24 protein-coding genes, 4 tRNA genes, 1 pseudogene and 1 riboswitch are annotated in these 25,554 nt (G+C 41.9%); of the genes and pseudogenes, 7 read left to right on the top strand and 22 right to left on the bottom strand.

What is annotated here, in order from left to right:
• From B2W49_RS07135 to B2W49_RS07225, 19 genes are all read right to left on the bottom strand, one after another.
• Positions 1 to 781 (bottom strand): elongation factor Tu (locus B2W49_RS07135; protein ID WP_291337769.1); only part of this gene is annotated, 781 nt, incomplete at its 3' end.
• Between the two features lie 148 nt (positions 782 to 929).
• A tRNA-Thr gene (locus B2W49_RS07140) sits at positions 930 to 1,004 on the bottom strand.
• A 14-nt stretch (positions 1,005 to 1,018) separates the two neighbouring features.
• Positions 1,019 to 1,094, bottom strand: a tRNA-Gly gene (locus tag B2W49_RS07145).
• 36 nt (positions 1,095 to 1,130) lie between these two features.
• Positions 1,131 to 1,214, bottom strand: a tRNA-Tyr gene (locus tag B2W49_RS07150).
• 55 nt (positions 1,215 to 1,269) lie between these two features.
• Positions 1,270 to 1,345, bottom strand: a tRNA-Thr gene (locus tag B2W49_RS07155).
• 98 nt (positions 1,346 to 1,443) lie between these two features.
• Positions 1,444 to 2,937, bottom strand: a complete 1,494-nt coding sequence (trpE, locus tag B2W49_RS07160; RefSeq protein ID WP_291337771.1) for an anthranilate synthase component I — start codon at positions 2,935 to 2,937, stop codon at positions 1,444 to 1,446.
• A 173-nt stretch (positions 2,938 to 3,110) separates the two neighbouring features.
• Entirely contained in the window at positions 3,111 to 3,782 is a 672-nt protein-coding gene (locus B2W49_RS07165; RefSeq protein WP_291337772.1) for a phosphoglycolate phosphatase, read from the bottom strand.
• Between the two features lie 61 nt (positions 3,783 to 3,843).
• Positions 3,844 to 4,494 carry an FHA domain-containing protein gene (locus tag B2W49_RS07170; protein WP_291337774.1) on the bottom strand — a complete coding sequence of 217 codons (651 nt, stop codon included), beginning with the start codon at positions 4,492 to 4,494 and terminating at the stop codon, positions 3,844 to 3,846.
• A gap of 69 nt (positions 4,495 to 4,563) precedes the next feature.
• The gene (gspD, locus tag B2W49_RS07175; protein ID WP_291337776.1) at positions 4,564 to 6,819 is read right to left on the bottom strand and encodes a type II secretion system secretin GspD; all 2,256 of its coding nucleotides are present in this window, start codon (positions 6,817 to 6,819) and stop codon (positions 4,564 to 4,566) included.
• Between the two features lie 60 nt (positions 6,820 to 6,879).
• Positions 6,880 to 7,719, bottom strand: coding sequence for a type II secretion system protein N (locus B2W49_RS07180; RefSeq protein ID WP_291337779.1), 840 nt, complete (start codon positions 7,717 to 7,719; stop codon positions 6,880 to 6,882).
• Positions 7,719 to 8,459 carry a type II secretion system protein N gene (gene gspN / locus B2W49_RS07185; RefSeq protein WP_291337781.1) on the bottom strand — a complete coding sequence of 247 codons (741 nt, stop codon included), beginning with the start codon at positions 8,457 to 8,459 and terminating at the stop codon, positions 7,719 to 7,721. Before gspN ends, B2W49_RS07180 begins: the two co-directional genes overlap by 1 nt.
• A gap of 161 nt (positions 8,460 to 8,620) precedes the next feature.
• Entirely contained in the window at positions 8,621 to 8,947 is a 327-nt protein-coding gene (locus B2W49_RS07190; protein WP_180112339.1) for an H-NS family nucleoid-associated regulatory protein, read from the bottom strand.
• A gap of 144 nt (positions 8,948 to 9,091) precedes the next feature.
• Positions 9,092 to 9,523, bottom strand: coding sequence for an acyl-CoA thioesterase (locus B2W49_RS07195; protein WP_291337787.1), 432 nt, complete (start codon positions 9,521 to 9,523; stop codon positions 9,092 to 9,094).
• Positions 9,524 to 9,532: 9 nt separating this feature from the next.
• On the bottom strand, positions 9,533 to 10,726 hold the full coding sequence (locus tag B2W49_RS07200; RefSeq protein ID WP_291337789.1) for a heme biosynthesis protein HemY: 1,194 nt from the start codon (positions 10,724 to 10,726) through the stop codon (positions 9,533 to 9,535).
• A complete protein-coding gene (locus B2W49_RS07205; RefSeq protein WP_291337791.1) occupies positions 10,727 to 11,563 on the bottom strand; it encodes a hypothetical protein in 837 nt (278 codons plus the stop codon).
• The gene (locus B2W49_RS07210; RefSeq protein WP_291337792.1) at positions 11,560 to 12,339 is read right to left on the bottom strand and encodes a uroporphyrinogen-III synthase; all 780 of its coding nucleotides are present in this window, start codon (positions 12,337 to 12,339) and stop codon (positions 11,560 to 11,562) included. Before B2W49_RS07210 ends, B2W49_RS07205 begins: the two co-directional genes overlap by 4 nt.
• Before the next feature lie 21 nt (positions 12,340 to 12,360).
• Entirely contained in the window at positions 12,361 to 13,281 is a 921-nt protein-coding gene (gene hemC, locus B2W49_RS07215) for a hydroxymethylbilane synthase (RefSeq protein ID WP_291337804.1), read from the bottom strand.
• A gap of 122 nt (positions 13,282 to 13,403) precedes the next feature.
• A complete protein-coding gene (locus B2W49_RS07220) occupies positions 13,404 to 14,144 on the bottom strand; it encodes a LytR/AlgR family response regulator transcription factor (protein WP_291337793.1) in 741 nt (246 codons plus the stop codon).
• Between the two features lie 68 nt (positions 14,145 to 14,212).
• Positions 14,213 to 15,367, bottom strand: coding sequence for a sensor histidine kinase (locus B2W49_RS07225; protein WP_291337794.1), 1,155 nt, complete (start codon positions 15,365 to 15,367; stop codon positions 14,213 to 14,215).
• On the opposite strand from B2W49_RS07225, the gene argH reads away from it, so the two are divergent.
• On the top strand, positions 15,358 to 16,788 hold the full coding sequence (gene argH, locus B2W49_RS07230; RefSeq protein WP_291337795.1) for an argininosuccinate lyase: 1,431 nt from the start codon (positions 15,358 to 15,360) through the stop codon (positions 16,786 to 16,788). The two genes, B2W49_RS07225 and argH, sit on opposite strands and share 10 nt — an antisense overlap.
• 14 nt (positions 16,789 to 16,802) lie before the next feature.
• On the top strand, positions 16,803 to 17,075 hold the full coding sequence (locus tag B2W49_RS07235) for an oxidative damage protection protein (protein WP_291337796.1): 273 nt from the start codon (positions 16,803 to 16,805) through the stop codon (positions 17,073 to 17,075).
• 563 nt (positions 17,076 to 17,638) lie between these two features.
• Here the strand turns inward: B2W49_RS07235 and phoU are convergent.
• Both phoU and B2W49_RS07245 read right to left on the bottom strand, forming a co-directional pair.
• The gene (gene phoU / locus B2W49_RS07240; protein WP_291337797.1) at positions 17,639 to 18,361 is read right to left on the bottom strand and encodes a phosphate signaling complex protein PhoU; all 723 of its coding nucleotides are present in this window, start codon (positions 18,359 to 18,361) and stop codon (positions 17,639 to 17,641) included.
• Between the two features lie 154 nt (positions 18,362 to 18,515).
• Positions 18,516 to 19,853 carry a TolC family outer membrane protein gene (locus B2W49_RS07245; protein ID WP_291337798.1) on the bottom strand — a complete coding sequence of 446 codons (1,338 nt, stop codon included), beginning with the start codon at positions 19,851 to 19,853 and terminating at the stop codon, positions 18,516 to 18,518.
• Between the two features lie 425 nt (positions 19,854 to 20,278).
• On the opposite strand from B2W49_RS07245, the gene B2W49_RS07250 reads away from it, so the two are divergent.
• Complete coding sequence (locus tag B2W49_RS07250; RefSeq protein WP_291337799.1) at positions 20,279 to 21,343, top strand: hypothetical protein; 1,065 nt, start codon at positions 20,279 to 20,281, stop codon at positions 21,341 to 21,343.
• A 99-nt stretch (positions 21,344 to 21,442) separates the two neighbouring features.
• Positions 21,443 to 21,590: riboswitch (TPP riboswitch) on the top strand.
• Here B2W49_RS07250 and B2W49_RS07255 read toward each other — a convergent pair.
• On the bottom strand, positions 21,551 to 21,688 hold the full coding sequence (locus B2W49_RS07255) for a hypothetical protein (RefSeq protein ID WP_291337800.1): 138 nt from the start codon (positions 21,686 to 21,688) through the stop codon (positions 21,551 to 21,553). It overlaps the preceding riboswitch by 40 nt.
• A 4-nt stretch (positions 21,689 to 21,692) precedes the next feature.
• Here B2W49_RS07255 and thiC point away from each other — a divergent pair, with 4 nt between their 5' ends.
• The 4 genes and pseudogenes from thiC to B2W49_RS07275 form a co-directional block, all read left to right on the top strand.
• A complete protein-coding gene (gene thiC / locus B2W49_RS07260) occupies positions 21,693 to 23,588 on the top strand; it encodes a phosphomethylpyrimidine synthase ThiC (RefSeq protein WP_291337801.1) in 1,896 nt (631 codons plus the stop codon).
• 77 nt (positions 23,589 to 23,665) lie between these two features.
• Positions 23,666 to 24,286: an NUDIX domain-containing protein gene (locus tag B2W49_RS07265; protein WP_291337802.1), complete on the top strand. Its 621-nt coding sequence runs from the start codon at positions 23,666 to 23,668 to the stop codon at positions 24,284 to 24,286.
• A 10-nt stretch (positions 24,287 to 24,296) separates the two neighbouring features.
• Positions 24,297 to 25,103, top strand: coding sequence for a 3',5'-cyclic-AMP phosphodiesterase (cpdA, locus tag B2W49_RS07270; RefSeq protein WP_291337803.1), 807 nt, complete (start codon positions 24,297 to 24,299; stop codon positions 25,101 to 25,103).
• Between the two features lie 213 nt (positions 25,104 to 25,316).
• Positions 25,317 to 25,554, top strand: a pseudogene (locus tag B2W49_RS07275) (RNA polymerase-binding protein DksA); the annotation flags it as partial.

Genomic DNA, 25,554 nt, shown 5'->3' on the forward strand with positions numbered 1-25,554 from the left:
CGCCAGTTACAGTTGTTTTAACTGTGTCTTTGATACCTACGATTTCAACTTCTTCGCCTACTTTCACGATACCAGTTTCAACACGGCCAGTTACTACTGTACCACGACCAGAAATAGAGAATACGTCTTCGATTGGCATCAAGAATGCTTGGTCGATTGCACGTACTGGCTCTGGGATGTAAGTGTCAAGCGCTTCAACAAGCGCTTCAACTGCAGCTTCACCATATTGACCAGCGTCGCCGTTAAGCGCAAGAAGCGCTGAACCACGGATAACTGGAGTGTCATCACCTGGGAAGTCGTAAGTAGAAAGAAGTTCACGAACTTCCATTTCAACTAGCTCAAGAAGCTCTTCGTCGTCTACAAGGTCACATTTATTCAAGAATACAACGATGTAAGGTACACCTACCTGACGAGAAAGAAGGATGTGTTCACGAGTTTGTGGCATTGGACCGTCAGTCGCAGCACATACAAGGATCGCACCATCCATCTGAGCAGCACCAGTGATCATGTTTTTAACATAGTCAGCGTGGCCTGGGCAGTCTACGTGCGCGTAGTGACGAGTTGGAGAGTCGTATTCTACGTGAGAAGTATTAATTGTAATACCACGTGCTTTTTCTTCTGGTGCAGAGTCGATTGCAGCGTAGTCTTTCGCTTCACCACCGAATTTTTTTGCACATACAGTTGCAATTGCAGCTGTTAAAGTTGTTTTACCATGGTCAACGTGACCGATTGTGCCCACGTTAACGTGTGGCTTATTACGTTCAAACTTAGCCTTAGCCATGTTCATCTTCCTCGTTTACGTCGAACACAATGCTGAGTAAAACTCTGCCCCGACATATCGCCTAAAAAACTAGACACCTAATACTTGAAAAGCAGACTAATAAGCCTGCTTTTTAAAAAATTTGTGCGAATAATCGCTAAACTGTATCTGGAGCTCTTATCGAGATTTGAACTCGAGACCTCTCCCTTACCAAGGGAGTGCTCTACCACTGAGCTATAAGAGCGATAAATCCTTCGATGGAGCGGGAGACGAGGATCGAACTCGCGACATGCAGCTTGGAAGGCTGCCGCTCTACCAACTGAGCTACTCCCGCATCTATGTTGGTAATTACCACTTCTATCGAAGTTAATGGTGGTGGGAGAAGGATTCGAACCTTCGAAGCTTACGCGGCAGAGTTACAGTCTGCTCCCTTTGACCGCTCGGGAATCCCACCATTTTCACACTTACTCAGTGTTTGTTCTTTACTTAACAATCTAAACTCTCTAAGATGGTGCCGGCACACGGATTCGAACTGTGGACCTACTGATTACAAGTCAGTTGCTCTACCAACTGAGCTATGCCGGCGCTTCTTAGTGTTTCGTACGTTTCGTATCGGAACGGTGTGCAGTTTAGCAAAACTTGAAATCCGTGCAAGTGTTTTTTTTAAAAAAAACGCTAAAAACTCACAAAATCAATCCATTTGATGATAATTCAACCGCTTTGATCACTGCACGAGCTTTTATTTGGGTTTCATTCCATTCAGATTCAGGATTTGAGTCCGCAACTAGACCTGCACCTGCCTGCACATAGACCTTATTGTGACGAATAACACAGGTACGAATCGCAATCGACATATCCATTTCACCATGCCAGCCTAAATAACCGACAGCGCCACCAAAAACACCACGTTTTACAGGCTCAACTTCATCAATAATTTCCATGGCACGAATTTTTGGCGCCCCAGAAAGCGTCCCTGCAGGAAAGGTTGCCTGAAAAACATCCAAAGCATCAACATCATCGCGTACCTCACCTTGCACATTGGACACAATATGCATGACATGCGAATAACGCTCGATCACCATTTGATCGGTGACTTGTACTTTACCAATTTTGGCGATACGCCCGACATCATTACGCCCCAAGTCAATCAGCATTAAGTGTTCGGCAATTTCTTTTTCATCCGACAACAAATCTTGCTCAAGTGCCAAATCTTCTTCTTTGGTTTTACCGCGCGGGCGTGTACCTGCTAAAGGACGCACAGTGGCAATACCATTTTCCAAACGCGATAAAATTTCAGGTGATGAGCCGACAATATGAAACGGCTGATCATCGCCCAAAGTTTTGCCTTGTACCAAGAATAAGTACGGCGATGGGTTGAGATGGCGCAAAGCACGATAAACCTGTAACGGCTCACCATCGAAATCTGACACCATGCGATGTCCAGGCACCACTTGCATAACATCGCCTGCACGAATGTATTCTTTGACGGTATCAATGGTCGCCAAGAATTTTTCTTTGCCTGTAAGCGATTCAAAATGTGGTGGCGTATGTTTTTCTGCTTTTAGACTAATCGGGGTTGCTAAAATTTCTTCTAGTGCATCGAGTTGTTGTTGTGCCTTGTCATAAGCATCTGCCTGCGCTGCATCGGCATGCACAATTAAGAACAAGGTATCTTTTAAGTTATCAAACACGATGACTGTTTTAGACAACATCATCCAAATATCAGGCAAACCGACTGGATCTGCTGCAGGCACGTTTTTTAAACGCGGTTCGATATAACGTACCGCATCGTAACCAAAATAACCAACCAAACCGCCTGTAAAATTTGGCAACTCAGGCAAGTCGGCTTGCGTAGGCACTTTAAACTGCGCTTGAAAATCGCGGATATACTGAAACGGCTGCGCACAAGTTTGTTTTTCGATTGAACCATCGGCATGCTGAATGGTGAGCTCACCCGCATTGCATGAGAAAACTGTAGATTCACCCAAACCAATAATTGAATAACGTGCCCAGTTTTCACCACCTTCTACAGACTCAAACAAATAAGCTTGTTGATGCTGCTTCAAACGCGCAAATACCGACAAAGGAGTTTCGGTATCAGCCAAACGCTGACGATATACAGGAATGAGGTTATAGCCTGCTGCTTTAAGTTGTTCAAATTGGGGCTGAGTGGTCATGTGAAGCTCTCTATATTTCGATGTAGCAATGTTTTCGATAAGACGAAGTGAAGGACGGTTGTAGATTGACTAGCGTCGCCATCGAAATATGGGCATTACAGCCTGACTCATTTTTGATATCCTTTATAGCAATTAGCATAGCAATTCGCGTGAAATTATTTGATTTTTGAATCTTAAATATTTAACAATTCAGTTAAATTATCCACAATTTGTTGTGGCTGACAATTGGCAATCGGCTCACCATGATTATAGCCGTAGCTGACCACAATACAATCAATACCCGCTCGACGCGCGGCTTCAACATCATTAGAAGAATCACCAATCATCAAGACTTGAGACTTCTCCACTTGATAATGTTCCACACAATGCAGCAATTGACGCGGATGGGGTTTTCGCTCCTCAAAACGATCTCCACCAATCACATCATCAAAATAATGTTGCATCTCTAATGCTTCTACAATGGCGCGAGATGGTTGTTCAGGTTTATTGGTCACACAAACTAAGATTTTTTGTTGTGCTTTTGCCCACTCTAAAAATTCAATAATGCCCGGAAAAGGTTGTGTGTCGATACACGGATCGGCATTATAAATTTCTAAGAAGGTGTTCAGTAGCTGTTGTTGCTGTTCAGGATGAACTTCACCCATTAAGTGCGATAAGACACTATTGCAAAATACCGCAGTTCCCTTACCCACCCAAGTTCGGACTTGCTCCAGTGTTACCAAAGGCAGTTGCAGCGCATTTAAACTCATGTTCATGGCACGATATAAATCCGTCGCGGAGTCGACTAAGGTGCCATCTAAATCAAATAAAATGACTTGACGCGTATCAAGCTGTGCAATAGACATTCTTCCCCCTAAATAAACAAAGGCATGCGATCGCATGCCTTGATTGTAAAGCAAAGGTCGCTTATTTAAACAATACCCATGCCAAAATAGCTAAAATCACCAACACGATTAGTGAAATTAAACCCACAGAGGCATTTTTCTGCTGTTCTTTCTCTTGCTCCACACGAGAAACAGGCTGTTCGACAGGCACAGGTGTTGGCTCTGCTTGAACTGCATGAATATCCACACCTTCTGGAATAGGTGCTGGTTTTGGTACTGCCACGCCTTGCGGCATACCATCACGGTTTAATTGCACAGAACTGTCACGTTGATTCAATTCAGGCATTCCCTGCTCGTTCATTTGCTGTGCAGGTGTTTTTTCTGTTTGTGCTGTGACTTTTTCAGCAGTTTCGGCGACATCTGCCGCATGTTCCAATTCAACCGCAGGCGCAAATACTGAAAACTTTAAGCTGGCAAATTGGACGATATCACCTTCTTTAAGTAAGGTTTCATCGGCAATGCGTAAATCATTGACAAAAGTGCCGTTGGAAGAATTTAAATCTTGCACATACAGTACCTGTTCTTTGAGTAAAAAAGCCGCATGTTTACGTGAAATTTCTGCCGATTGCAGCACTAAATCTGCACTTTGATGACGCCCCACCAACATATCACGGTCGATACTAATTTCTTGGCCAGTAAATTCACCGCTAATTGCTTGTATTTTCCAAGTCATAAATAACTTCTCTCGTGTGATTTGAAGACATCATAACATGCCCTTAACCACAATCTGCGTAGGATACGATTAAGGTGTAGCGCGAATTGTGGTTGTGGTGACTGTATTTTTAGTTTTACTGACTTCCTGCTGCGGCAAAACTACACCTTGACGCTGTACCGCAGGTTCAATCGCAACAGGGGTGCTCACCACCGTTGCTGCACGGTTTGCAGGCACTGCTGACGGCAGTGTTTGATAAGTTCCTGTTTGCGGCGCAACGCGAGAGACAGGCAAACGCTGCTGATAGACATCGCTAACATTTTCAGGCAGTTTGGCAAAGCTACCATCAGTATCCATCGCCAATTGAAGACTATACAATTGGCTATAACGCTGCTGCGAAATACGGCGGATGTCCTGACTATCACCCACAATCGTTGGGTGAATAAAAATTAATAAATTACGTTTTTGATTAGATTGACCATCTGAGCGGAATAAACGCCCTAACCCTGGAATAGCCCCCAAACCTGGCACAGCCTGACGACTATAAATCGAGTTATCCGAAATTAAGCCACCTAAGACAATGGTTTGCCCATGTTCAGCCAAAATCGAAGTTTTAATTGCACGTTTACTGGTGACTAAATCCTGCGCCTGACCTTTATTGGCTTTGACATCCGACACTTCTTGCTCAACTTCCAAGCGTAGTGTTCCGCCTTCACCAATATGTGGCACCACTTTTAAAGTCACCCCGACATCTTTACGCTCAATGGTGGTATACGGATTTGCCACACCGCCATTGGTAGATAATGAACCTGTTACAAAAGGAACGTTTTCACCAACCACAATATAGGCTTCTTCATTGTCCATAGTCACAATAGATGGCGTAGACAATAAATTGGATTTGGTTTTTTCTTTCAAGGCCTGAATCATCGCACCATAAAGTTTGCGTGAACCATCAGAACCTTCGCGATAATCACCCAAAACCAAAGATGTACCTGCACCAATCGCACTGCCTGCTCCTGCTGCACCGCCAGTTAAATAGCCTGCAGCAACATTTTTTAAACTTGCACCAATATTGTCAAAATTAATTAGACCGATACCGCTGCTTAAATCGCCCAATGCCCACTGCACACCCAATTGGTCGGCATCGGTACCTTCCACTTCTATAATCGCAGCTTCAATCAACACTTGTTGACGACGGGTATCTAGTTGCTGAATGGCCGATTCAATTTCACGCATCAACTGCGGATCGGCTTTGACCACCAAAGCATTTTGCGAACCATCGGCAATAATACTGACGCCATTACCATTAAAACTGGTGATGTTGTTTTGATTGTTGCTATTCGAGCTGCCACCCAAATTAATACTTGGGGTAGAAATGGTCGATGAATTGCCTGTGTTGTTATTGGTGCTGCTTAAATTACTAGCACTGTTGTTGTTACTGCTGCTATTTGCATTAGCGCTGCTGCTCACCGCCTGTCCTGAAACCAGACCTTGCAATATTTCTGCTAAATTCTGTGCACTGGCATATTTCAAGCGAAAAACCTTCAAACCACCCAAACGATCTGCCGCAGGCACATCCATCATTTCAATCATTTGACGAATGCGTTTACGTGTTGCGGTATCGCCTTTGATGATAATACGATTGGTACGGTTGTCCGCCACAATACGCACACGCGAACCTTTAACATCTTTCGCTGCCCCTGTCGAACTCATCGACTCAAGCAAGCCAATGACTTCTTCGGCTTGACTGGATTGCAGGCTAATCGCTTCAATGTCATTTTGCCCCGTACCATCTAGATTACGGATAATGCTTTCTAACTGATAAATGTTACTGGCACGATCTGACACGATTAAGGCATTAGTACCCCCGACAGCAGACAAATGCGCAAATTGCGGCATGAGCGGACGCAAGGCAGGAATCAGGTCATTGGCATTGGTATTTTCCAGCCAAATGACCCGCGTTACAATTTGGTCACCACGCGCATTTTGACGGCTGTCATAAGGAATACCTGAGCTTTTGACATTACTGTCAGGTACAAGGCGAATGGTATTGCCTGATGGAATAGCTACCACACCATTCACATTCAACACCCCTAAAAATAGGTCATAGACTTCATTTTTATTCAAGGCTTTGTTGGAAATCACCGTGACATTGCCACGCACACGCGGATCGACTGCAAAGTTCTTGCCCGTAATATCGGCCACTTCATTAATAAATGCAGTTAAGTCCGCATCACGTAAATTAATTTTCCAGGTTTGCGCATGACTCGCAGTACTCACCATTGCAACAAGCGGTGCAGCAGCCAGTAATGCCCAAAATGGACGCTCATGATTCAATAAAGCCATAATCTACTGTGTTTCCTAACCCTAAATATGTCTCTGCATGTTGGTAAGATGCCGATCCATTTAAAAATTTTGTTGTATGGTCATCACTTGATCACCACGTTTTATTTCTAATTTCACCTGACCTTCACGACGCGCTTGTTCCAATAACTGCGCATCGTTTTGCCCTTGCCCGACACTCTGCCCATTTAAAGACAAAATACGGTCACCTGGCTGTAAACCCAATTTATTTCTTAAAGCGGCTGGCGTACGTGTGGTCACTTCATAACCATTGCCCGTATTTGCCTCAACACCCATCTCTTTTAAATATTGTTCGCGATCTTCCTGTATGCGCTGCACTGCCTGTCCAATGGCGTTATTCGGTTGTATGGACTGCGTAGGTGTAGTTACAGGAGCTTGATTACCACTTAAGATTGAAGGCAAAATAGGTTGATTTAAACCATTTTCGATGCCCTTAAACAACACTTCACGCGTTGCACCACTGCTATGACGTAAAATCACCCGATCCCAATAGACTTCTGCCAATTGGTACTGACTCGAATCAATCACATCGCCAACACGGTAGCGCTCTGCCACGTCATTCACTTTAATGACCGCAGAAGAAAACTGACTCGGCTGCCCAACCACCACACCTTGCAAGGTCATATTTAATTGATCATCGACAGTGTTGCTGTGCCCAAGTTCTTGAAACAATGCAAAGGATGAAATATTCGGGATTTGTGGTTGCTGTGAACCTAACTCTACCCGATCAATTTGCATGACTTGAGGCGGCGCAACAACCCACCAAAATAAACTCGCCAGTTTCCAACATAGATACAAAATCAAAAAAGTTAAAAGTACAGGCGCAGCACGATCAAACTGCTTCCAGTGCAAATTCTCCAATCGTTCAGAGAGTGTACGCATTAGAAACCTCCTTTTAATAGAGGTTGGCGAGTACTGATTACATAGGTATCTAAGCCCGCTTTGCCCTCATAAGAGGCAATGTTCATCAATAAGCGTTGTGTAAGTTGTACATCTAGCATCAAGCTTTGATCAAGCGCAATATTCAGCATTTTTTGTTCACGTTGATCGCGAATATCAAATAACAGTTTGCCATTTTCATCAGACAAGCTGCCTTTTAACGCAGGGATACTCATACGGTCTTGGCGTTGAGCAAAACGATACAGCAATTCCCCACCCGCCCACTGCAATTGTCCTTTGCTTTTAGTGAAGCCTTGTTGTTTTTTAAAATTCAAATGAATGTCTTTAAGTTGAATAGCATTACTTGGCCACTGCCAGTCTACAATACTTTTTAAGGTTTCTGGCGCAACTTGCCCATCTAAGGATTGCACCAAGACACTGCCAAAACGATAGCCAACAATGCCTTCGAGTTTAGTATTGCCACTATGCACTTCAACATCGGCAGCGACACGCAATAAAACTAAATCTAAAGGACGTGTATTCCAACTTAAAGAGCCACGTAACTGTCCTTTATGCCAATCGGCTTGTCCTTTCCAAATATTACCACTCACATTATGTAAGGTCTGATTGTTTTTATAAAATTTTGAAATTAACCACGCTGCTGGAATTTGTAACAACACAAAAAACAAAAATGCAATGAGGGCGAAAATCCACCACGTGATGTATTTGGGTTTCTTTATCATGCCACCACGACCAACCTTACTAATTTTTCTATGAATGACTTTTATAACACTCACACATTATGCACACTTTTTCGGCATCGCCAATTTATACCGATAAAAAAACCAAGCTGTATTGCTTGGTTTTTGAACTCTAAGTCAAATCAATGACAAATTGATGAAGCTTAGATTAGAAAATCTTCAAGTTTTGCGCCTTTTTCTAATTCAGCGACTAACCAGCGTGGTTTTTTACCACGACCAGTCCAAGTATCTGTAGGGTTTGTTTTGCTACGATAACGTGGCGCTACAGTTTTACGCGGGCTTTTCTTACGCTTGCTTTCGCCAACTTCCAAAATCTGCTCAATGCTTAAACCCAAATTGTCTGCAATCGCTAAAATTTGATTATAGGCATCTTCAATAGCTTGATCTTTTTTCGTTGCAATTAATGCTTCCGCTTCCGCTTGTAAATGCTTTAACTGTTCTACAGACAAATTACTAATATCAGGCATCATACTTACTCCAAAACTATGCTTTTTATATTCAGTTATTAAATTAAGCAGATTCATTCTATTTTTATCAAACCGAAGCGTCAATAAAAACCCCACTACTCTACATATAAATAACAGTCGGACATATTATGAACTGATTATTAAGATTTAATCAAGAATATGCTGTACGGTTTTTTCTATTTTATGAATACCCACGCGCACATTTTCAGGGATTAAGGTTTTTTGCATATTGACGCAATCCACACATACAATCACTGCATCTGCCTCTGCCACCACCATTTGCTGTACTTCACTGTAAATTAAATAATGCATACGCATGGCACTATTACGCAACTCTTCTACCCGAACGCCAATTTTTAAAATATCAGGATAAACCACAGGACGTATATATTTGCACTGATTTGAGGCAATCACAGTCAAAACATCTTGCTGTAAAATTTTTAAATGGTCCAAATAATATAAACGCGCATTTTCGATATAACGGTAATAGATCACATTATTGACATGCCCAAAAGCATCCATATCTCCCCATGCGACACGCTGCTCAAAAACAATTGGATAATCTGCTAGTGTTAACACAACTCACCTTTAAATTTTAATTTCGACAAAATTAGAATTATTTTCAAAGATTAAATTTAACTGTTTTAATAATTCAGGCTGATCTTTTAAATTAGATTTAACTCTTAAATAACTCATTAATACGTGTTCGGGATATAAATCCAGTAATTGTTCGGCTTCTGAATAACGTGCTGTTGCCATAAAAATATGCCATTTAGCAAAACTAAATACAGGTAATACAGGATATTTCTGTTCCCATAAATTTATTTGCTGTTCAATTTTTGCATAATCGGGTTGCTGTTTTAACAACTGATGTTGAAACCATAAATAAAACACTTCCTGATTAAACTGTTCACTCAACATATGTACCGCAAGACGTTCATGTTGTGCGGCTAAATCAGGCAAACGCGATAACAACTTCAACCACAACACCTGAATGGCATAAGGCTGACTGAAAATCTGCTCCCCCAAATCGCAATAACGCTGCTGCAAGGCCTGTAAATTTTCTGCATCGGCCTGCTCAAATTGTGTTAACAACTCGGTCAGCCACTTTTGTTTGGTGTCTGCATCTAAATGCCCGTATTTGGTCGAACGTAAATAATGCCAAGGATATTTCGTGGCAAACTCACCCCACAAAGCAACTAAACGCTTTTGATAAGCCGTTTTGACTTTAAATAACCACGGCGATAATTCTTGCTGATTCAGAAACTCTAAATGTGTCAAAGCTTGTTCAGGTTGCTGCTGCGCTAAATAAATTTCAATACGCTGTATTTCTGCCAATTCAAATGCCATAGCACTGCTTTGATTTAATGCATCCAACGCTTGCGGATATTGCTGTTGAATGGAGTACATACGTGCTTCCATCACCCCTTTGAGCAAACCCGACTGAGCAAAGACCTGTCGAATAAACTGGTGTTGATCTTCAGCAGCATCTAGCAACCAAATGACCGCCAATTGCTCATAAGGATGCAGATTTTTAAAGTTAAATACTGTTTCAACCTTACGCTGCTCACGGCTAAAATAGCGCTTTAACAACAACCATAAAATTTGTAGCGAAACACTGATCGACAAGAAAAAGAACAACAACAACCAAATATTGGTTTGCAATTGCCATTCGCGCCAATACACATAAACATAGCCTGAACCATACCCATAACTCAGTACGCTCAGCAAAGCAATCAGTACAATACTGACCACCACATAGGCGAGTAAAATCTGTTTCATTTATACCGCTCCCAATAAAGCACGCGTTTTTAAACTTGGCGCTGGAACGATATTTAAGTTTTTAATTTTTTCTAATTGCTGAACCAATTGCTGTGCTTTCTGATCAGGCAATTGTTGTAATAACTGAATAATGTCATTCACTTCTTGTTGATATTGCACGTATTGGCCTTGCATAAATACTTGTCGAGCAAGCAATAGACGCAATTGTGCCTCTTTTAAAATAATCTGGCGCTGCATCAACTGTGTTGCAGGTTGCTTGGCTGATTCAATACTCAGCCATTTTTGCCAAAAATAACGATCATCGACATCAGCAGGGTTCATCTCAGGTTGTTGAACTTGCTGTTTTAATTGTTGATCTAACTGTTGCAACAACTGACTCACTTGTTGATATTGTGCATCGCGTGTTGTTATAAATTGTTGAATTTGTTTCTGATCTTGCTGAATAACTTGATGCAAACTTTGTTTCAAAGCTGGCGCTAAAGCATATTCGTTTAACTCACGGTCTAAATTTTCCAGCATTTCGGTTGCATAGTGAAATTGCTGTTGCTGTAAGGAAAATTCCACCAAGTCCAATTGCCGCGCTACCATCTCCATTGGTTGAATAGCATCTTCTTGCGGTACAGCGCTGGATACTGCGGACTGTTCTGCTGCATCTTGGGTATAATTACGGCGTTGTAAAGCCACCAATTGATCATTTAAATTGGCATTGGTTTTTTCTACAAGATGCAAACTTTGACTGAGTTGCTGTTGTTGCGCCGAAATTTGCATCACATCAAAACTTAATTTGACGATCCAGATCAAAGCAATCAACACCACGATCACAACCAGTTTTTTCATAGCTTTCCTTGCATGCGCATCATGTACTGCAATATTAATTCTGTTTTTAAATGGGTCAACTTCAATACTTTATATTTTGTATGATGTTGCGTTTGATAATCGAGCAAAATTTTCTCTAAACGATCACCCAATACCCAATAATAACCTTTGTTCAGTAAATCAAAATCCTGCTGAATCAAGCTCAGCCAGTTTAACCAACTGGCTTCACTGCTAATCATCATGATAAATTCTGAAGATTGTATTAAACGTGCGCGTACTGCCAGCATTTTTTCAATAGAACTGGCTGGACATTCCCGCCTATACAACACAAAATTATGTACCTGCATGCCTTGATCAAGCAGCGTTTGCATCATAAATTGCCGACCACCTTCACCACGCCAAAAGGCAATTTGTGTGCCGACTTTTAAATTTTGCAAACACGGCAAACTCAACATCCCTTCGGAAGTTTCAACCTGCGGAACTTCGCTATGAACACCATATCCGCGTAAAACTTCTGCAGTTTTCTCACCCACAGCCACCCAACGTATATGTTGCAAATCCTGCAAGGATATTTGGCTTTGGGCTAAATATTCCATCCCAATATCGACAGCAGTAGGGCTAACCACCACAATAATATGCGTGTGTGGCAACTGGGTGTATAAATTAGCCAGTGGCTCTGACCACGGCTGTGCAGAAAGCTGCAACAAGGGCAAGTCAATGACCTCAACATGCTGTTGTTGTAAAGCCTGAGTTAAGGCCTCTGCACGATCTTGAGGTCGGGTATTAATGAATAGCATGGGCTTCTGGCGCAATATGGACTATTGATACAAGGCTTTAAGTAATTCACCCGCACCTTGTGCCAATAAAGCTTTTGCCAATTCTTCACCTAGCATTTCAGCCTGTTCAGGTGCGCCATATTGCACAGCTTTAAGAATGGTTTGTCCATCGACACTGCCAACACGACCTTCAATTTGCAATTGACCATTCTGCAAAGTTGCATAGCCTGCAATGGGTACCTGACAACCGCCTTCTAAGTAAGCATTAAAAGCACGTTCGGCACGTACACACACATTGGTTTCGGCATGCATTAACGGCAAAATCAAATCCAGCACCGCCTGATCTTGGCTACGACATTCCAGCCCCAAAGCTCCTTGCCCCACTGCAGGTAAGCTCACCGCAGGCTGAATGGTATGGCGAATACGCTCTGCCAAGCCCAAACGTTTTAATCCTGCGCTGGCTAAAATAATTGCGTCATACTGACCATCATCTAGCTTAGACAGGCGCGTGCCCACATTGCCACGTAAATCAATAATCTCTAAATCTGGACGTGCTTTTAAAATTTGACATTTGCGGCGCAAGCTTGAGGTTCCGACTTTAGCGCCCTGTGGTAAATCTGCAAAACTGGCATAATGATTCGATACAAAGGCATCGAGCGGATCCTCTCGCTCACAAATGACCGCCAAGCTCAGACCTTCAGGCAATGCCATGGGTACATCTTTCATGGAGTGTACGGCTAAATCGGCACGCCCATCCATTAATGCAGCTTCTAATTCTTTGACAAATAAGCCTTTCCCCCCAATTTTTGCCAGTGGGGTATCTAAAATTTTATCGCCCTGTGTAACAAAAGTCACCAACTCAACAGTTAAATCGGCATGCATCGCCTCTAAGCGGGCACGAATGTGTTCAGCCTGCCATAACGCAAGTGGGCTTTGTCGAGTAGCAATTTTCAGGGTTTTCATCATAATGGCTAAGCAAGATAAATAAGTTCATCTAAACTTAACCTGATCCCCTAAAAATGCAAGTCTATTTCTTTGCCGATTTATCAATCTGTTGCGTATTCATCTGCGATGAGACTGACCAACTAGAGTTTTTGGATGCGTTCTCGTAATAAAGGTAAATGTCTTCGGCTAACAGCCAAACGCTCATTTAGCTCGCGGCAACGCACCTGATACTGTCCTGAATTGACCACTTCTAGCCCCTCCAAAAACTGAATCGAGACCAAAGCATTTCGGTGAATCCGAATAAATTGATCACCAAATTCGCTTTCTAAATCTTTCAGCGTTTCATCAATCAAGATACTGCCATTTTTATGACGCACCGTGACATATTTCTGATCGGCTAAAAAATAATAGATATTTTCTATAGGCACCAACTCTACACCACGATAAGTTTTCGCAGCAATTTGGTGACGTTTTATTTTAAATTCGTCCATATTTTCTTTTTGTTTTAAATGACTCATCTGCGCTTGCGTGAGTTTTGTTAAATGATCTAAAACCTGTTGCAATTCCTGTTGCATAATAGGTTTCAACAAATAGCCTTCCGCATGGGACTTAAATGCCTCGAGTGCATGTCTATCGTAGGCGGTACAAAACACAATGGCTGGCATTGGGTCAAGCTCACGCAAATGTTGAGCGCAACTTAAACCATCCATTCCCGGCATTTGAATATCTAGTAATATGACATCCGGCCGATGTTCATCTGCCAGTTCAATCGCCTGTTGCCCATGAGCTGCCGTTGCCACTACATGATGCCCCAATTGAGTGACCAAACGTGATAATCGCTCTCTTGCTAGAGGCTCATCATCACAAATTAGGATGTCCATTTCCCCTCCTTTTCATTTGAATACTTTATTTTTATCAAGTTAAGAAAAATCAGAACAATTACATGTTTTTATTTATAGCGATATTGCAAAACCGTGGTGTACATACCTTTCCCCGCATAACTTTGAAAAGCGACACTACGTCCATAATAAGCCTGTAAACGCTGCTTCACGTTTTGTAGTGCAATACCGTGTCCTTGTTTTAAATTTATTTTATCGCTGACATACGGATTTGTAATGACAATATTGACTTGGTTCTGCAATATTTCAATCAATATACTTATCTTACTCTTTGCTAAAACTTTTTCAACTCCATGAAAAATACTATTTTCTAATAAGGGTTGTAAAGTTAATAAGGGAATTTGTACCTGACTGAGCAGTTGCGGTTGTTCAATTTTCCACTCTACGCTCAGGCGTTCGCCTAAACGAATTTGTTCAATGTCTAAATATCGCTGGCAAAGTTCGATCTCATCTTTCAGGCTAACCAGTTTTAATTCTTGGAAACTGGCACGAAATAAACGCGACAAATTGAGCAACATTTGCTCGGCCTTATCGGGATCTATGGCAATGAGACTAATCACATTATTTAAACTATTAAACAGAAAATGTGGATGAATACGTGCCTGCATGGCATGTACCCGCGCTTGTAATTCACTGTGCCGTTGCTGAATCGCTTGTTCACGCACATAAATATAACGAAAGCAAAATGCGCCCAATAACACGCCATAACTCAAATGCAGTCCAACGCCATGTAGCAGATCATCTATATCAAATTGTTGTAGATGAAAGTTTTGTCCAAAATGCAACAAGGTATTTAAACTGAGCGTGGTCAGCAACACGATGCCTTGCAGCAGCAAAAAACTGACCAAAAAAGATAAGCTCAAGCCCATACGTAAAAAATGCGCCTGAAAAAACTCTACCAAGGCAGTAAAACACAACACCACCCAATTGATATAGAGCACGTATTGCAGCACCCGAGCAAAACTTAATCCGTGCCAACCTTGTGCCTCAGCCAATGCCAAGACCATCGCCAAAACATTACTGCCAATAAATAATTCAATTAGATATTGCCAACGCCCTATTTTCGTAAAAAAATACATCTCATGTTGTTCTGCCTGTGTATCAGCATAAGTTTGATTGGCTTGTTCTTCGGCAAGTGAATCTGAATTTGTTATACTCTTGTCCAAATCACCGCTTTTTACTTTATTGAGCCGATATGACCACATCTTCTAATTCCTCAAATCCGTCACAAGCCCAAACTTCGGGTATGTGGGGCGGTCGTTTCTCTGAAGCGACTGATGCTTTTGTTGCTGAATTTACAGCATCTGTTCAATTTGACCAACGCTTTTATAAACAAGATATTGCTGGCTCAATTGCGCATGCGACGATGCTTGCCAAAGTAGGCGTACTTACAACTCAAGAGCGTGACGATATTATTCAAGGTTTAAATACCATTCAGGCTGAAATTGAAGCAGGTCAATTTGAATGGCGTATTGACCTTGAAGATGTCCACATGAACATCGAATCACGTCTTACTCAGCGTATTGGCATTACAGGTAAAAAATTACATACAGGTCGTAGTCGCAATGACCAAGTAGCAACCGATATTCGCTTGTATGTCCGTGACGAAATTGATGCCATCTTAGAATTATTAAAAAAATTACAACACGGTATTTTGAGCTTGGCAGCCAAAAACACGCACACCATCATGCCTGGTTTTACCCATTTACAAACCGCACAGCCTGTGACTTTTGGTCATCACCTTATGGCGTGGTTTGAAATGCTGGTACGAGACTCTGAGCGTTTAATTGACTGCCGCAAACGTGTTAATCGCATGCCTTTAGGTTCTGCTGCTTTGGCAGGTACTACTTACCCAATTGACCGTGCTTTTACCGCAGAATTATTGGGCTTTGAAGCTGTATCTGAAAACTCGCTAGATGCCGTATCAGACCGTGATTTCGGAATTGAGTTTAATGCCGCTGCATCTTTAATTATGATGCACTTATCGCGCATGTCTGAAGAACTAATTTTATGGACATCGGCACAGTTTAAATTTGTGAATATTCCAGACCGTTTCTGTACTGGCTCGTCCATTATGCCGCAGAAGAAAAACCCAGACGTACCTGAATTGGTACGTGGTAAAACAGGTCGTGTTTATGGTGATTTAATGAGCCTGTTGACCCTAATGAAAGGTCAACCGCTTGCCTACAACAAAGACAACCAAGAAGACAAAGAACCTTTGTTTGATGCAATTGATACCGTACGCGGCTCGCTCATGGCATTTGCCGATATGATTCCTGCTTTAGTGCCCAATATTGCAGAAATGCGTGAAGCTGCATTACGTGGTTTCTCTACGGCAACTGACCTTGCAGATTACTTGGTAAAAAATGGCGTGGCATTCCGCGATGCACATGAAATTGTAGGTAAAGCCGTAGCATTGGGCGTACAAGAAGGCAAAGATTTGTCTGAACTTAGCCTAGAACAATTACAGCAATTCTCAGATTTGATTCAAGCCGATGTATTTGAAAAAGCACTAACCCTTGAAGCCTCTGTAAATGCACGCGATCATATTGGTGGTACGGCGCCTGCACAAGTTGCAGCGGCAATTGAACGTGCCCAAACACGTCTTGCTCAACTTTACGCATAATCAGGAAGTGAGAGATGTCTAAACTAGTATTTTGTCGTAAATATCAAACAGAAATGGAAGCGATGGATTTCGCTCCTTTTCCGGGTGCCAAAGGTCAAGAATTGCTTGAAACGGTATCTAAACAGGCTTGGCAGGAATGGCTTAAACACCAAACTACGCTCATTAATGAAAAGCGTTTGAATGTGTTTGAACCTGAAGCGAAAAAGTTTTTGGAAGAACAACGTGAGAAGTTTCTCAACAATGATGCCAGCTTGGAAGTCGCAGAAGGCTTAAAACCTCAAAACTAATCCAAGTACTGTTTTTTCATTTTCAGAAAATTCAAACCTTGTTCGTTTTACAATTAAAAGAGTCTTTAGCAAGGCTCTTTTTTTATGGCGTTATTGATGATGGATTGCAGCAACAACACTTTAAATAAATGAAAATAGATTCAAAAAGTTAAGCTGATTTCCTATTTTTACTTCTGGATTGAAACGTATAATTTACAGTCACAATGCTACATCGATACATAGATGAATCACTGATTTTAAAGACAATAACTTAAAAACAATCACACTAAAAATAATGTAATTTGAAAATACATTTGTATATAAAACGCTACATTCCACTACAATAAACCACATGATTCTTGAGTGCGATTTTCCTATACTTATTATCAAGGATATAAGCAATGATCTCTCACTATAATAAGTATTCTCCATTTCAATCTCAGATTTCCCCCAAAGTCTGAGATTTTTTTTATCCAAAATTCAGGCTATTTCAAAATCTTAAAGCTTACTCAAAATCAACAAAAATAATTTTAAGCAAAAAAACCCCATCGTTCGATGAGGCTGAATATTCAAAAAAGCTGAACTTAGCGTTCCTGTACTTTTTCTTCAATTTCTTTGACGCTGGTATGACGTACGTCAAAACCTTTAACCATATAGATCACTTGTTCTGAAATATTTCGTGCGTGGTCACCAATACGCTCTAATGAACGTAAAACCCACATCACATTAATCACACGTGAAATATGACGCGGATCTTCAATCATATACGTCATCAGGGTACGTGTTGCGGATTGATATTCACGGTCAATATCAGCATCGGCAAGTAAAACACTGAGTGCCTGATCGACATCTAAACGCGCAAAAGCATCCAGTGCATCATGAATCATGACACGCACTTGGTTACCAATATGACGTGTTTCCATATAGCCACGTGGTGAACCGCCTTCTTCACATAAGTTTTGAGCAATACGGGCAATTTTTGCAGCTTCATCACCAATACGCTCTAAGTCAGTAATGGCTTTAGACATGGCAATCACCATACGCAAGTCAATTGCAGCAGGATGACGGCGCGCCAAAATTAAAGTTAAGGCTTCATCAATTTCGGTTTCCATGCGGTTGACAGCATTATCTTGGAACTGAACTTCTACCGCCAACGCTGCATCAGTATCCAAGAGTGCATGAATTGAGTTGGCAACCTGCTGTTCTACCAAACCGCCCATGGTCATAAATTTGGTATTTACATCCTGCAAATCTTCATTGAACTGAGAAGAAATATGGTGACTTAACACAGGATTATTCGTACTCAAGGAATACTCTCCACAACAAAAGGATAGACTGACGCAATGATTAAATATTAAAGCACAGCAATCATGACGCTTTTATGACATTTTCTCACTAAACTCTCAAGTCTGATCGTTTCCGTTTTTAAACAACATACCTTATGTAGATGACAAAATGATTTTATATGGCTTTCTGAATCAACCAAGCATTCATTTCCTGCACATCTTGTTCGGTCAATTGCCCGACTGCTGCTTTTAGCTGTAACACATGCTTTAAATAATCATATTGCGCATTGAGATAATCCTGTTTGGCAGAAAAGGCGTTGCGCTGTGCCAACAGTACATCTACCATGGTTTTTAAACCTTCCTGATATTGCGCTTTAGATGCTCGTGCCACCAAATCTGCAGAATTCATTGCAGCCTGCCTCGCCTGCAATTTAGCTTGATCAGTTTCGACTTGTAAATACGCCTGTTTCACATCGGTATGGGCTTTACGAATTGCAGCATCTAATTCAGCTTCAGATTTTTGTACCAAAACCGCTGCCTTTTGCACATTTTTATTGACCCGCCCACCGCTAAACACATTCCAGTTCATTTCAATCCCGACCTGATCAAACTGACCATCGGGTGACATAAAACTTTCAGGGCTTTGTTTGGCATAACCATAACTGCCCACAGCTTCCACCTGCGGATAACGTGCTGCTTGTTCAACCCGACGTGCATCTTCAGCATATTGGCGTTGTAAACGTGCCTGCTGAATGGCTAAATTTTGAGTTTGTGCCAATTGCGACCATGCCTCTAAACTTTCAGGCACAGGTTTTTGAAATTGAAAGTCATCTCGCAAAACCGCCAAACTTTCCTGATACGGCCCAATTAATTGTGCCAACTGCTCTTGTGCCAAAACCAACTGCACATGTGTGCCAATCCGGTTTGCCCGTGCATTTTGATATTGTGCATTGGCTTCACTGACTTCACTTTTCGCGACCAAACCCTCGCGCAGTTTGGCATTTATCATATTAAGCTGTTCCAGCAAGGCTTGTTCTTCTTGTAAATATGCTGCGGTTAAAGACTGTTGTCGCAGCACATTAAAATACGCTTCCGACACATTCAAAATATGTTGCTGTTGTTGCAAACGTAAGGTGACTTCACTCAAACTTAAGGAGGTTTTGACTTGTTTTAAAGCTTGCCAAGCATCCCAACGAAATAAAGGCTGACGTGCTGTTAACGCGACTTGACGTGAAGTTGAAGATGAACTGCTTAAAGAATCAGTTGGAAAGTCAGCAATATTGACTCGACTCATTTCCTGACTTTTACGGGTGATATTGCCTGACAAAGTCACCGTGGGTAGTAAATTGCCTTGCGCTAGCCCGAGATTTAATTGATCGGCCTGATATTGTAATTGTTGTGCGCGCCAAGTTGGATCGCTATTTTGAGCACGCTGATAGGCTTGCATTAAGTCCAAAGCAAAAGCACTTGAACTCATCCAACATAAACATGTCACTAACATCATTTTTTTCATTATTATTCGATCAACCCACTGTGTAAATTCATCAATCCTACTGCAATGTATTTTTACACCGCCCATACTAAAGCGAATTTGCATTTGTTTCGTATAAATTTCATTAATTTTGATAATTTTTCATATCATTTCAATTCATTGCAATACTTAAATAAATCCTTACATGTGCTAACAATGACTGCATAAAATGGCGCTTACTCACAGGCAGGTAACTAAACTCTAGCAGAATACTACATTTACTCCGCGGCTTTGACTTTACAATGCAAACTCTCCCTTTGACCGAAAATTTTAAAACTGTGTACCTCACAGCGGATATTTCAAATTTAGAATTTTGGTATGAATGACTTATTTTGATTTTTTGGAATCCATAGTGCCTGAAATGAAGGCACTAGATGATGAATGAATACTCATGTTGAATTGCTGTAATGGTTAAATTTCTTCACGTCAGTAAACTTGCCCTGCTGCTTGGCAGTTGCCTGTATTTACTCGGCTGCCAAAACTCGGATATTCCGCCTGTACCTGAACCACCAAAGGTACAGGCCAGTCCCAGCGAACCTGTAGATTTGACCCGAATGTGTGAAAACATTCAGCACAATATGCAGCAAATTGACAATACCCGTACCACGTTTGCGCTCGAACAAATTAATCAAGATTTAAAAGTCTGCCTACCCTTGCTGCCTTTGAATGAGCAATTAAATTTACTCAACCTTTCAACCCAAATGTATCAACGCTTTTTGCATGTGGAACGCAGCGCTGCAGAACAAGCAGCTTTTGATCAACATGCTTTTGATCTGGCGCAGCATCCGACCATTCAGCAAAGTCATTTTGAAAGCTTTGCTTTGCGCGATCAGTATTTATTGAAACATAAGGGTCAAGCCTATTTAGAGCTATACGATGCTGGTGAAGCACAGTTGGTTTATCGCCGTAGCCCGCAATATTTAGCCATTATTTTTGCCCCCTACATGCCCGATGCCGAGCAGATTTTTATTGAAAGAATGGCAAAAGACAATATGCAGCACAGCTTGCGTGATGGTGGACTCACCCTTGATGCTACCGATTTGGCTGAACGCGCCTTATTTTGGGAAGATTACTTGCAGCGTTATCCTAAAAGTCACTTTATACGGGATGCACGTTATCTAGCCGAAGTGTATGCCATGCTGCTGTTTAAAGGCACAATCAACAATCCTGTTTCTCAGGACTATGTCGATGAATCCAGTATCCAACCCGCCGTATTATTTGAAATTAAAAAACTGGCAAAGTTGCCAAAATCACCCTTAACCCAACAAGCGCGTAAATTCCTTGCTTTTTTACACATGAGCAGTGAACAACGACTCACTGAAATTGCAGTACAGCCCACTGCACGTGAACAGCGTGAATACGGTGATTATGCCTTGGTCCATGCACAGTTGAATCAATATTTAAATTTAAAAAACATTTCCATCCATACAAAACGTGATTGTTTTAGCGACGCCATTTGCATTTCTAGTTAATTGTCCAGAGTCGCTTAAGCCTCAAATACTTGTCATGAAGCGCCAGAGAATAAAAGCCACGTGAAGCCTGCTTTTATACCGACAACGTGCTACTATTTATACAGCTTGACGGAGCGCGAGTAATTCCTCGCTGAGATTGTGTCTATTCTTTGTTGCTTGCTCAATGGCCTGCAACACAGATTTAAACTCAAGTACCGTTGAACCTGATCAGGTTAAAACCTGCGTAGGAATCAAGCCACCTAAAAACCCCGCCACACGGTTAATGTTGAGCTGTAAAAGTTTCAACAACTGAATTGCAATGTTTTTGGTCGTGCTTGATTCGTTGATTTCATTCTTCAGGATCATTGCAATGAACCAATTAACGAATCTATCCCCTGCTGACATTTCTGCTCAACACGAGCAAGATGCCAAAGATTTAACCCGTATTTTGCCTGCATCAAAAAAAGTCTATGTTCAAGGCTCACGCCCAGACATTCAGGTACCAATGCGTGAAATTGAACTGACCGACACTCCAACAGGTTTAGGCGGTGAGCACAATCCACCGCTCATGGTGTATGACACTTCAGGTGTATATACCGATCCAAATGTTGAAATTGATCTAAACAAAGGCTTGCCAAACATCCGCGACAGCTGGATTGAAGAGCGCCAAGACACCGAAAAACTAGAAACCCTTAGCTCTGCATTTGGTCAAGAGCGTTTACGCGATATTCGGACTGCAGAGATTCGTTTTGCCCATATTCAAAAGCCGCGCCGTGCCAAAGCGGGTAAAAACGTCACCCAAATGCACTATGCTAAACAAGGCATCATCACTCCAGAAATGGAATATATCGCGATTCGTGAAAACCAACGCCAACGCGAAGGTGTCGATATGCGTCAGCATCCAGGGCAAAATTTTGGGGCTAAAAACCTAACTGAAATCACGCCTGAATTTGTACGTCAGGAAGTGGCTGAAGGTCGTGCAATTATTCCTGCCAACATTAACCATCCAGAATGTGAACCCATGATTATTGGTCGCAACTTTTTGGTAAAAATCAATGCCAATATTGGCAACTCGGCACTGGGTTCAAGTATTGATGAAGAAGTCGCAAAAATGACTTGGGCGACCCGTTGGGGCGCAGATACCATCATGGACTTATCGACAGGTAAGAACATCCATGAAACCCGTGAATGGATCATCCGCAACTCACCTGTACCAATTGGTACTGTCCCTATTTATCAGGCCTTAGAAAAAGTAAACGGCGTTGCTGAAGACCTGACTTGGGAAATCTTTAAAGACACCCTGATTGAACAAGCTGAACAAGGGGTGGACTACTTCACCATTCATGCAGGGGTATTATTGCGTTATGTACCACTCACGGCCAATCGCTTAACAGGTATTGTATCACGAGGCGGTTCAATCATGGCGCAGTGGTGTTTAGCGCATCATGAAGAAAACTTCCTCTACACGCACTTTGATGAAATCTGCGAAATCATGAAAGCTTACGATGTATCGTTCAGCTTGGGTGATGGTTTACGTCCGGGGTGTATCCAGGATGCCAACGACGAAGCACAATTCAGCGAACTACGGACTTTGGGTGAATTGACTCATCGTGCTTGGGAACATGATGTTCAAGTGATGATTGAAGGCCCAGGGCACGTGCCAATGCACATGGTCAAAGAAAATATGGACTTGCAACTTGAAGTCTGTAAAGAAGCACCATTCTATACACTCGGCCCATTAACCACAGATATTGCACCGGGTTATGACCATATTACTTCTGCCATTGGTGCTGCGATGATTGGTTGGTACGGTACTGCGATGCTGTGCTATGTCACACCGAAAGAACACTTAGGTTTACCGAATAAAAAAGACGTCAAAGACGGCATCATCACCTATAAAATTGCAGCACATGCGGCTGACCTTGCCAAAGGGCATCCAGGCGCACAAGCACGTGACAATGCCTTATCTAAAGCACGCTTTGAATTCCGCTGGGAAGATCAGTTTAATCTGAGCCTTGACCCAGATACCGCACGCAGCATGCATGATGAAACCATGCCGAAAGAAGCGCACAAATCTGCACACTTTTGCTCAATGTGCGGACCAAAGTTCTGTTCAATGAAAATTACGCAAAACGTGAGAGATTATGCACAAAATCAAAATGCTGCGAACAAAGCCGAGCAAGTGGATGCAGAGGTCGAATCAGGTCTCAAAGCCATGAAAACCGCCTATCAGGAACATGGTCAAAAATTGTACCACAAGCTATAAATCGTTTAAAAAGCGTTTGTATTCAATAAAATCTCAGTTAGGATGAAATGATGCTTTGCTCATCCTGATGAGAGTTTATGAAGATTATTCAACAAGCAACTTATGGCCAACACGATGCACAGATTCACCAACGTGAATACATGTATCGTGGTTTTATTCAGGTTGAAAAAATAAGCCTGAGTCATCGCTTGTTTAATCAAACCACATATACCCCAGTCCTTCAGCGTGAACTCATTCAACGCCCCGAAGCGGCTGGGGTACTTATTTATGATGCGGCACAACAAAAATTTGCCCTGATTGAACAATTCCGCATTGGTGCAATTGATGATTGCGACTCGCCTTGGCAACTCGAAGTGATTGCAGGGGTGCTAGATGGTGATGAATCACCTGAAAGCTGTATTCGTCGTGAAGCTTTGGAAGAATCGGGCTGCGAGTTAAAAGAATTACAACATTTATTCAGTTTTTATCCATCTGCAGGGGCATGCGCAGAATTGTTCCACTTATATAGTGCGAACACCACCTTACCACAGGAAGGTGGCGTGTTTGGTATGCCTGATGAAGGAGAAAATATTCAATTACACATTATTGATTATCGGGAGATACCAAACTTGTTGACCAATGGTCGGCTAAAAAATGCACCTGTCATTATGGCATTGCAATGGTTACAACAACAAATTAAAACCGTAAAGGATGTCTAAGGGGTCAGGCATGACTTTATTCTCAAACAATCAGCAGCAATGCTGGACGATTGTACAAATTTCCGATACGCACCTCATGAATCAGGAAGATTTAGAGTTTGTGCATATGAATCCTGAACGTAGCTTTCATGCGGTGATGCACCATATTCAACAGCAATACCCACAGCTTGATGCTATTTTCCATACCGGCGATTTAGCACAAATACCCGTTACTGAAACCTATCAACGTTATTTGCAGTTTATGCAGACTTTAAATACACCGCATTTCCAGATTCCAGGCAATCATGATGATGAAACGGTTTTCCCATTCCATTTAGAGTCCAATCAAGTTCATGCGATTGAATTAGGCAATTGGAGTGTCATTTTATTGAATACTGCAGTTAAAGGTCGGATCGATGGTTGGATGGATGCAGCAGAATTACAACAGTTAGATCAGCTTTTACAGCAACATGCCCATCAGCAGGTGATTATTGCCTGTCATCACCATCCTTTTGATATGCAGTCCCACTGGATTGATCAGCATAAACTTAAAAATACTGAAGCCTTAATTGATGTATTGGCACGACACAACAACGTCAAATTGGTATTGTGCGGGCATGTGCATCAAGACTCACTTAATGAATGGCAAGGGATTCAGTTTTACTCTACACCTTCAACCTGCGTGCAATTTAAACCGCATAGCCAGCACTTTGCTCTTGGGCCTGAAGCACCAGGTTACCGTGTGTTACATTTGAATGCAGATGGCAGTTTTAGCACCCAAGTACATCGGGTTGAGCATGTCGTACAACAAATAAATTTTGAAATTTCAGGTTATTAACTTTTCATTTTATTTCTTTTGCTTTACTTTATGCCTTCAACGAAAAAATGCGATAACACATCCAAACATCAAAGACTATCCATAATCAAAAAAAGTCTATATGATGACGTCCCCCGAAGATCGAATATTGTTCTTTGGGAGTGGATAAAAACACTTGCATATCACCATATTTTTCGCGTATGAATCTTACGCATATGATGAGGAATGCCCTACATGGCGAATGACAACCAAAATCAAGTCTTGGACGAACAAACAGATCTTGTAGAAGAAAAAGCTACAAAACGCGTGCGTAAGGCGAAGCCAAAGGCTTTAGAGGGCGGTTCTACAGCTAGCTTATTTGGTATTGCACCTTATCAGCCGAAAAAAAATGAAGAATACATGTCTGAAGGAAAACTCGAACATTTCCGTCAAATTCTCATGGCGTGGAAAGAAGAGTTAATGTCAGAAGTAG

The organism is Acinetobacter sp. UBA801 (assembly GCA_002296655.1).
Taxonomy (GTDB): Bacteria; Pseudomonadota; Gammaproteobacteria; order Pseudomonadales; family Moraxellaceae; genus Acinetobacter.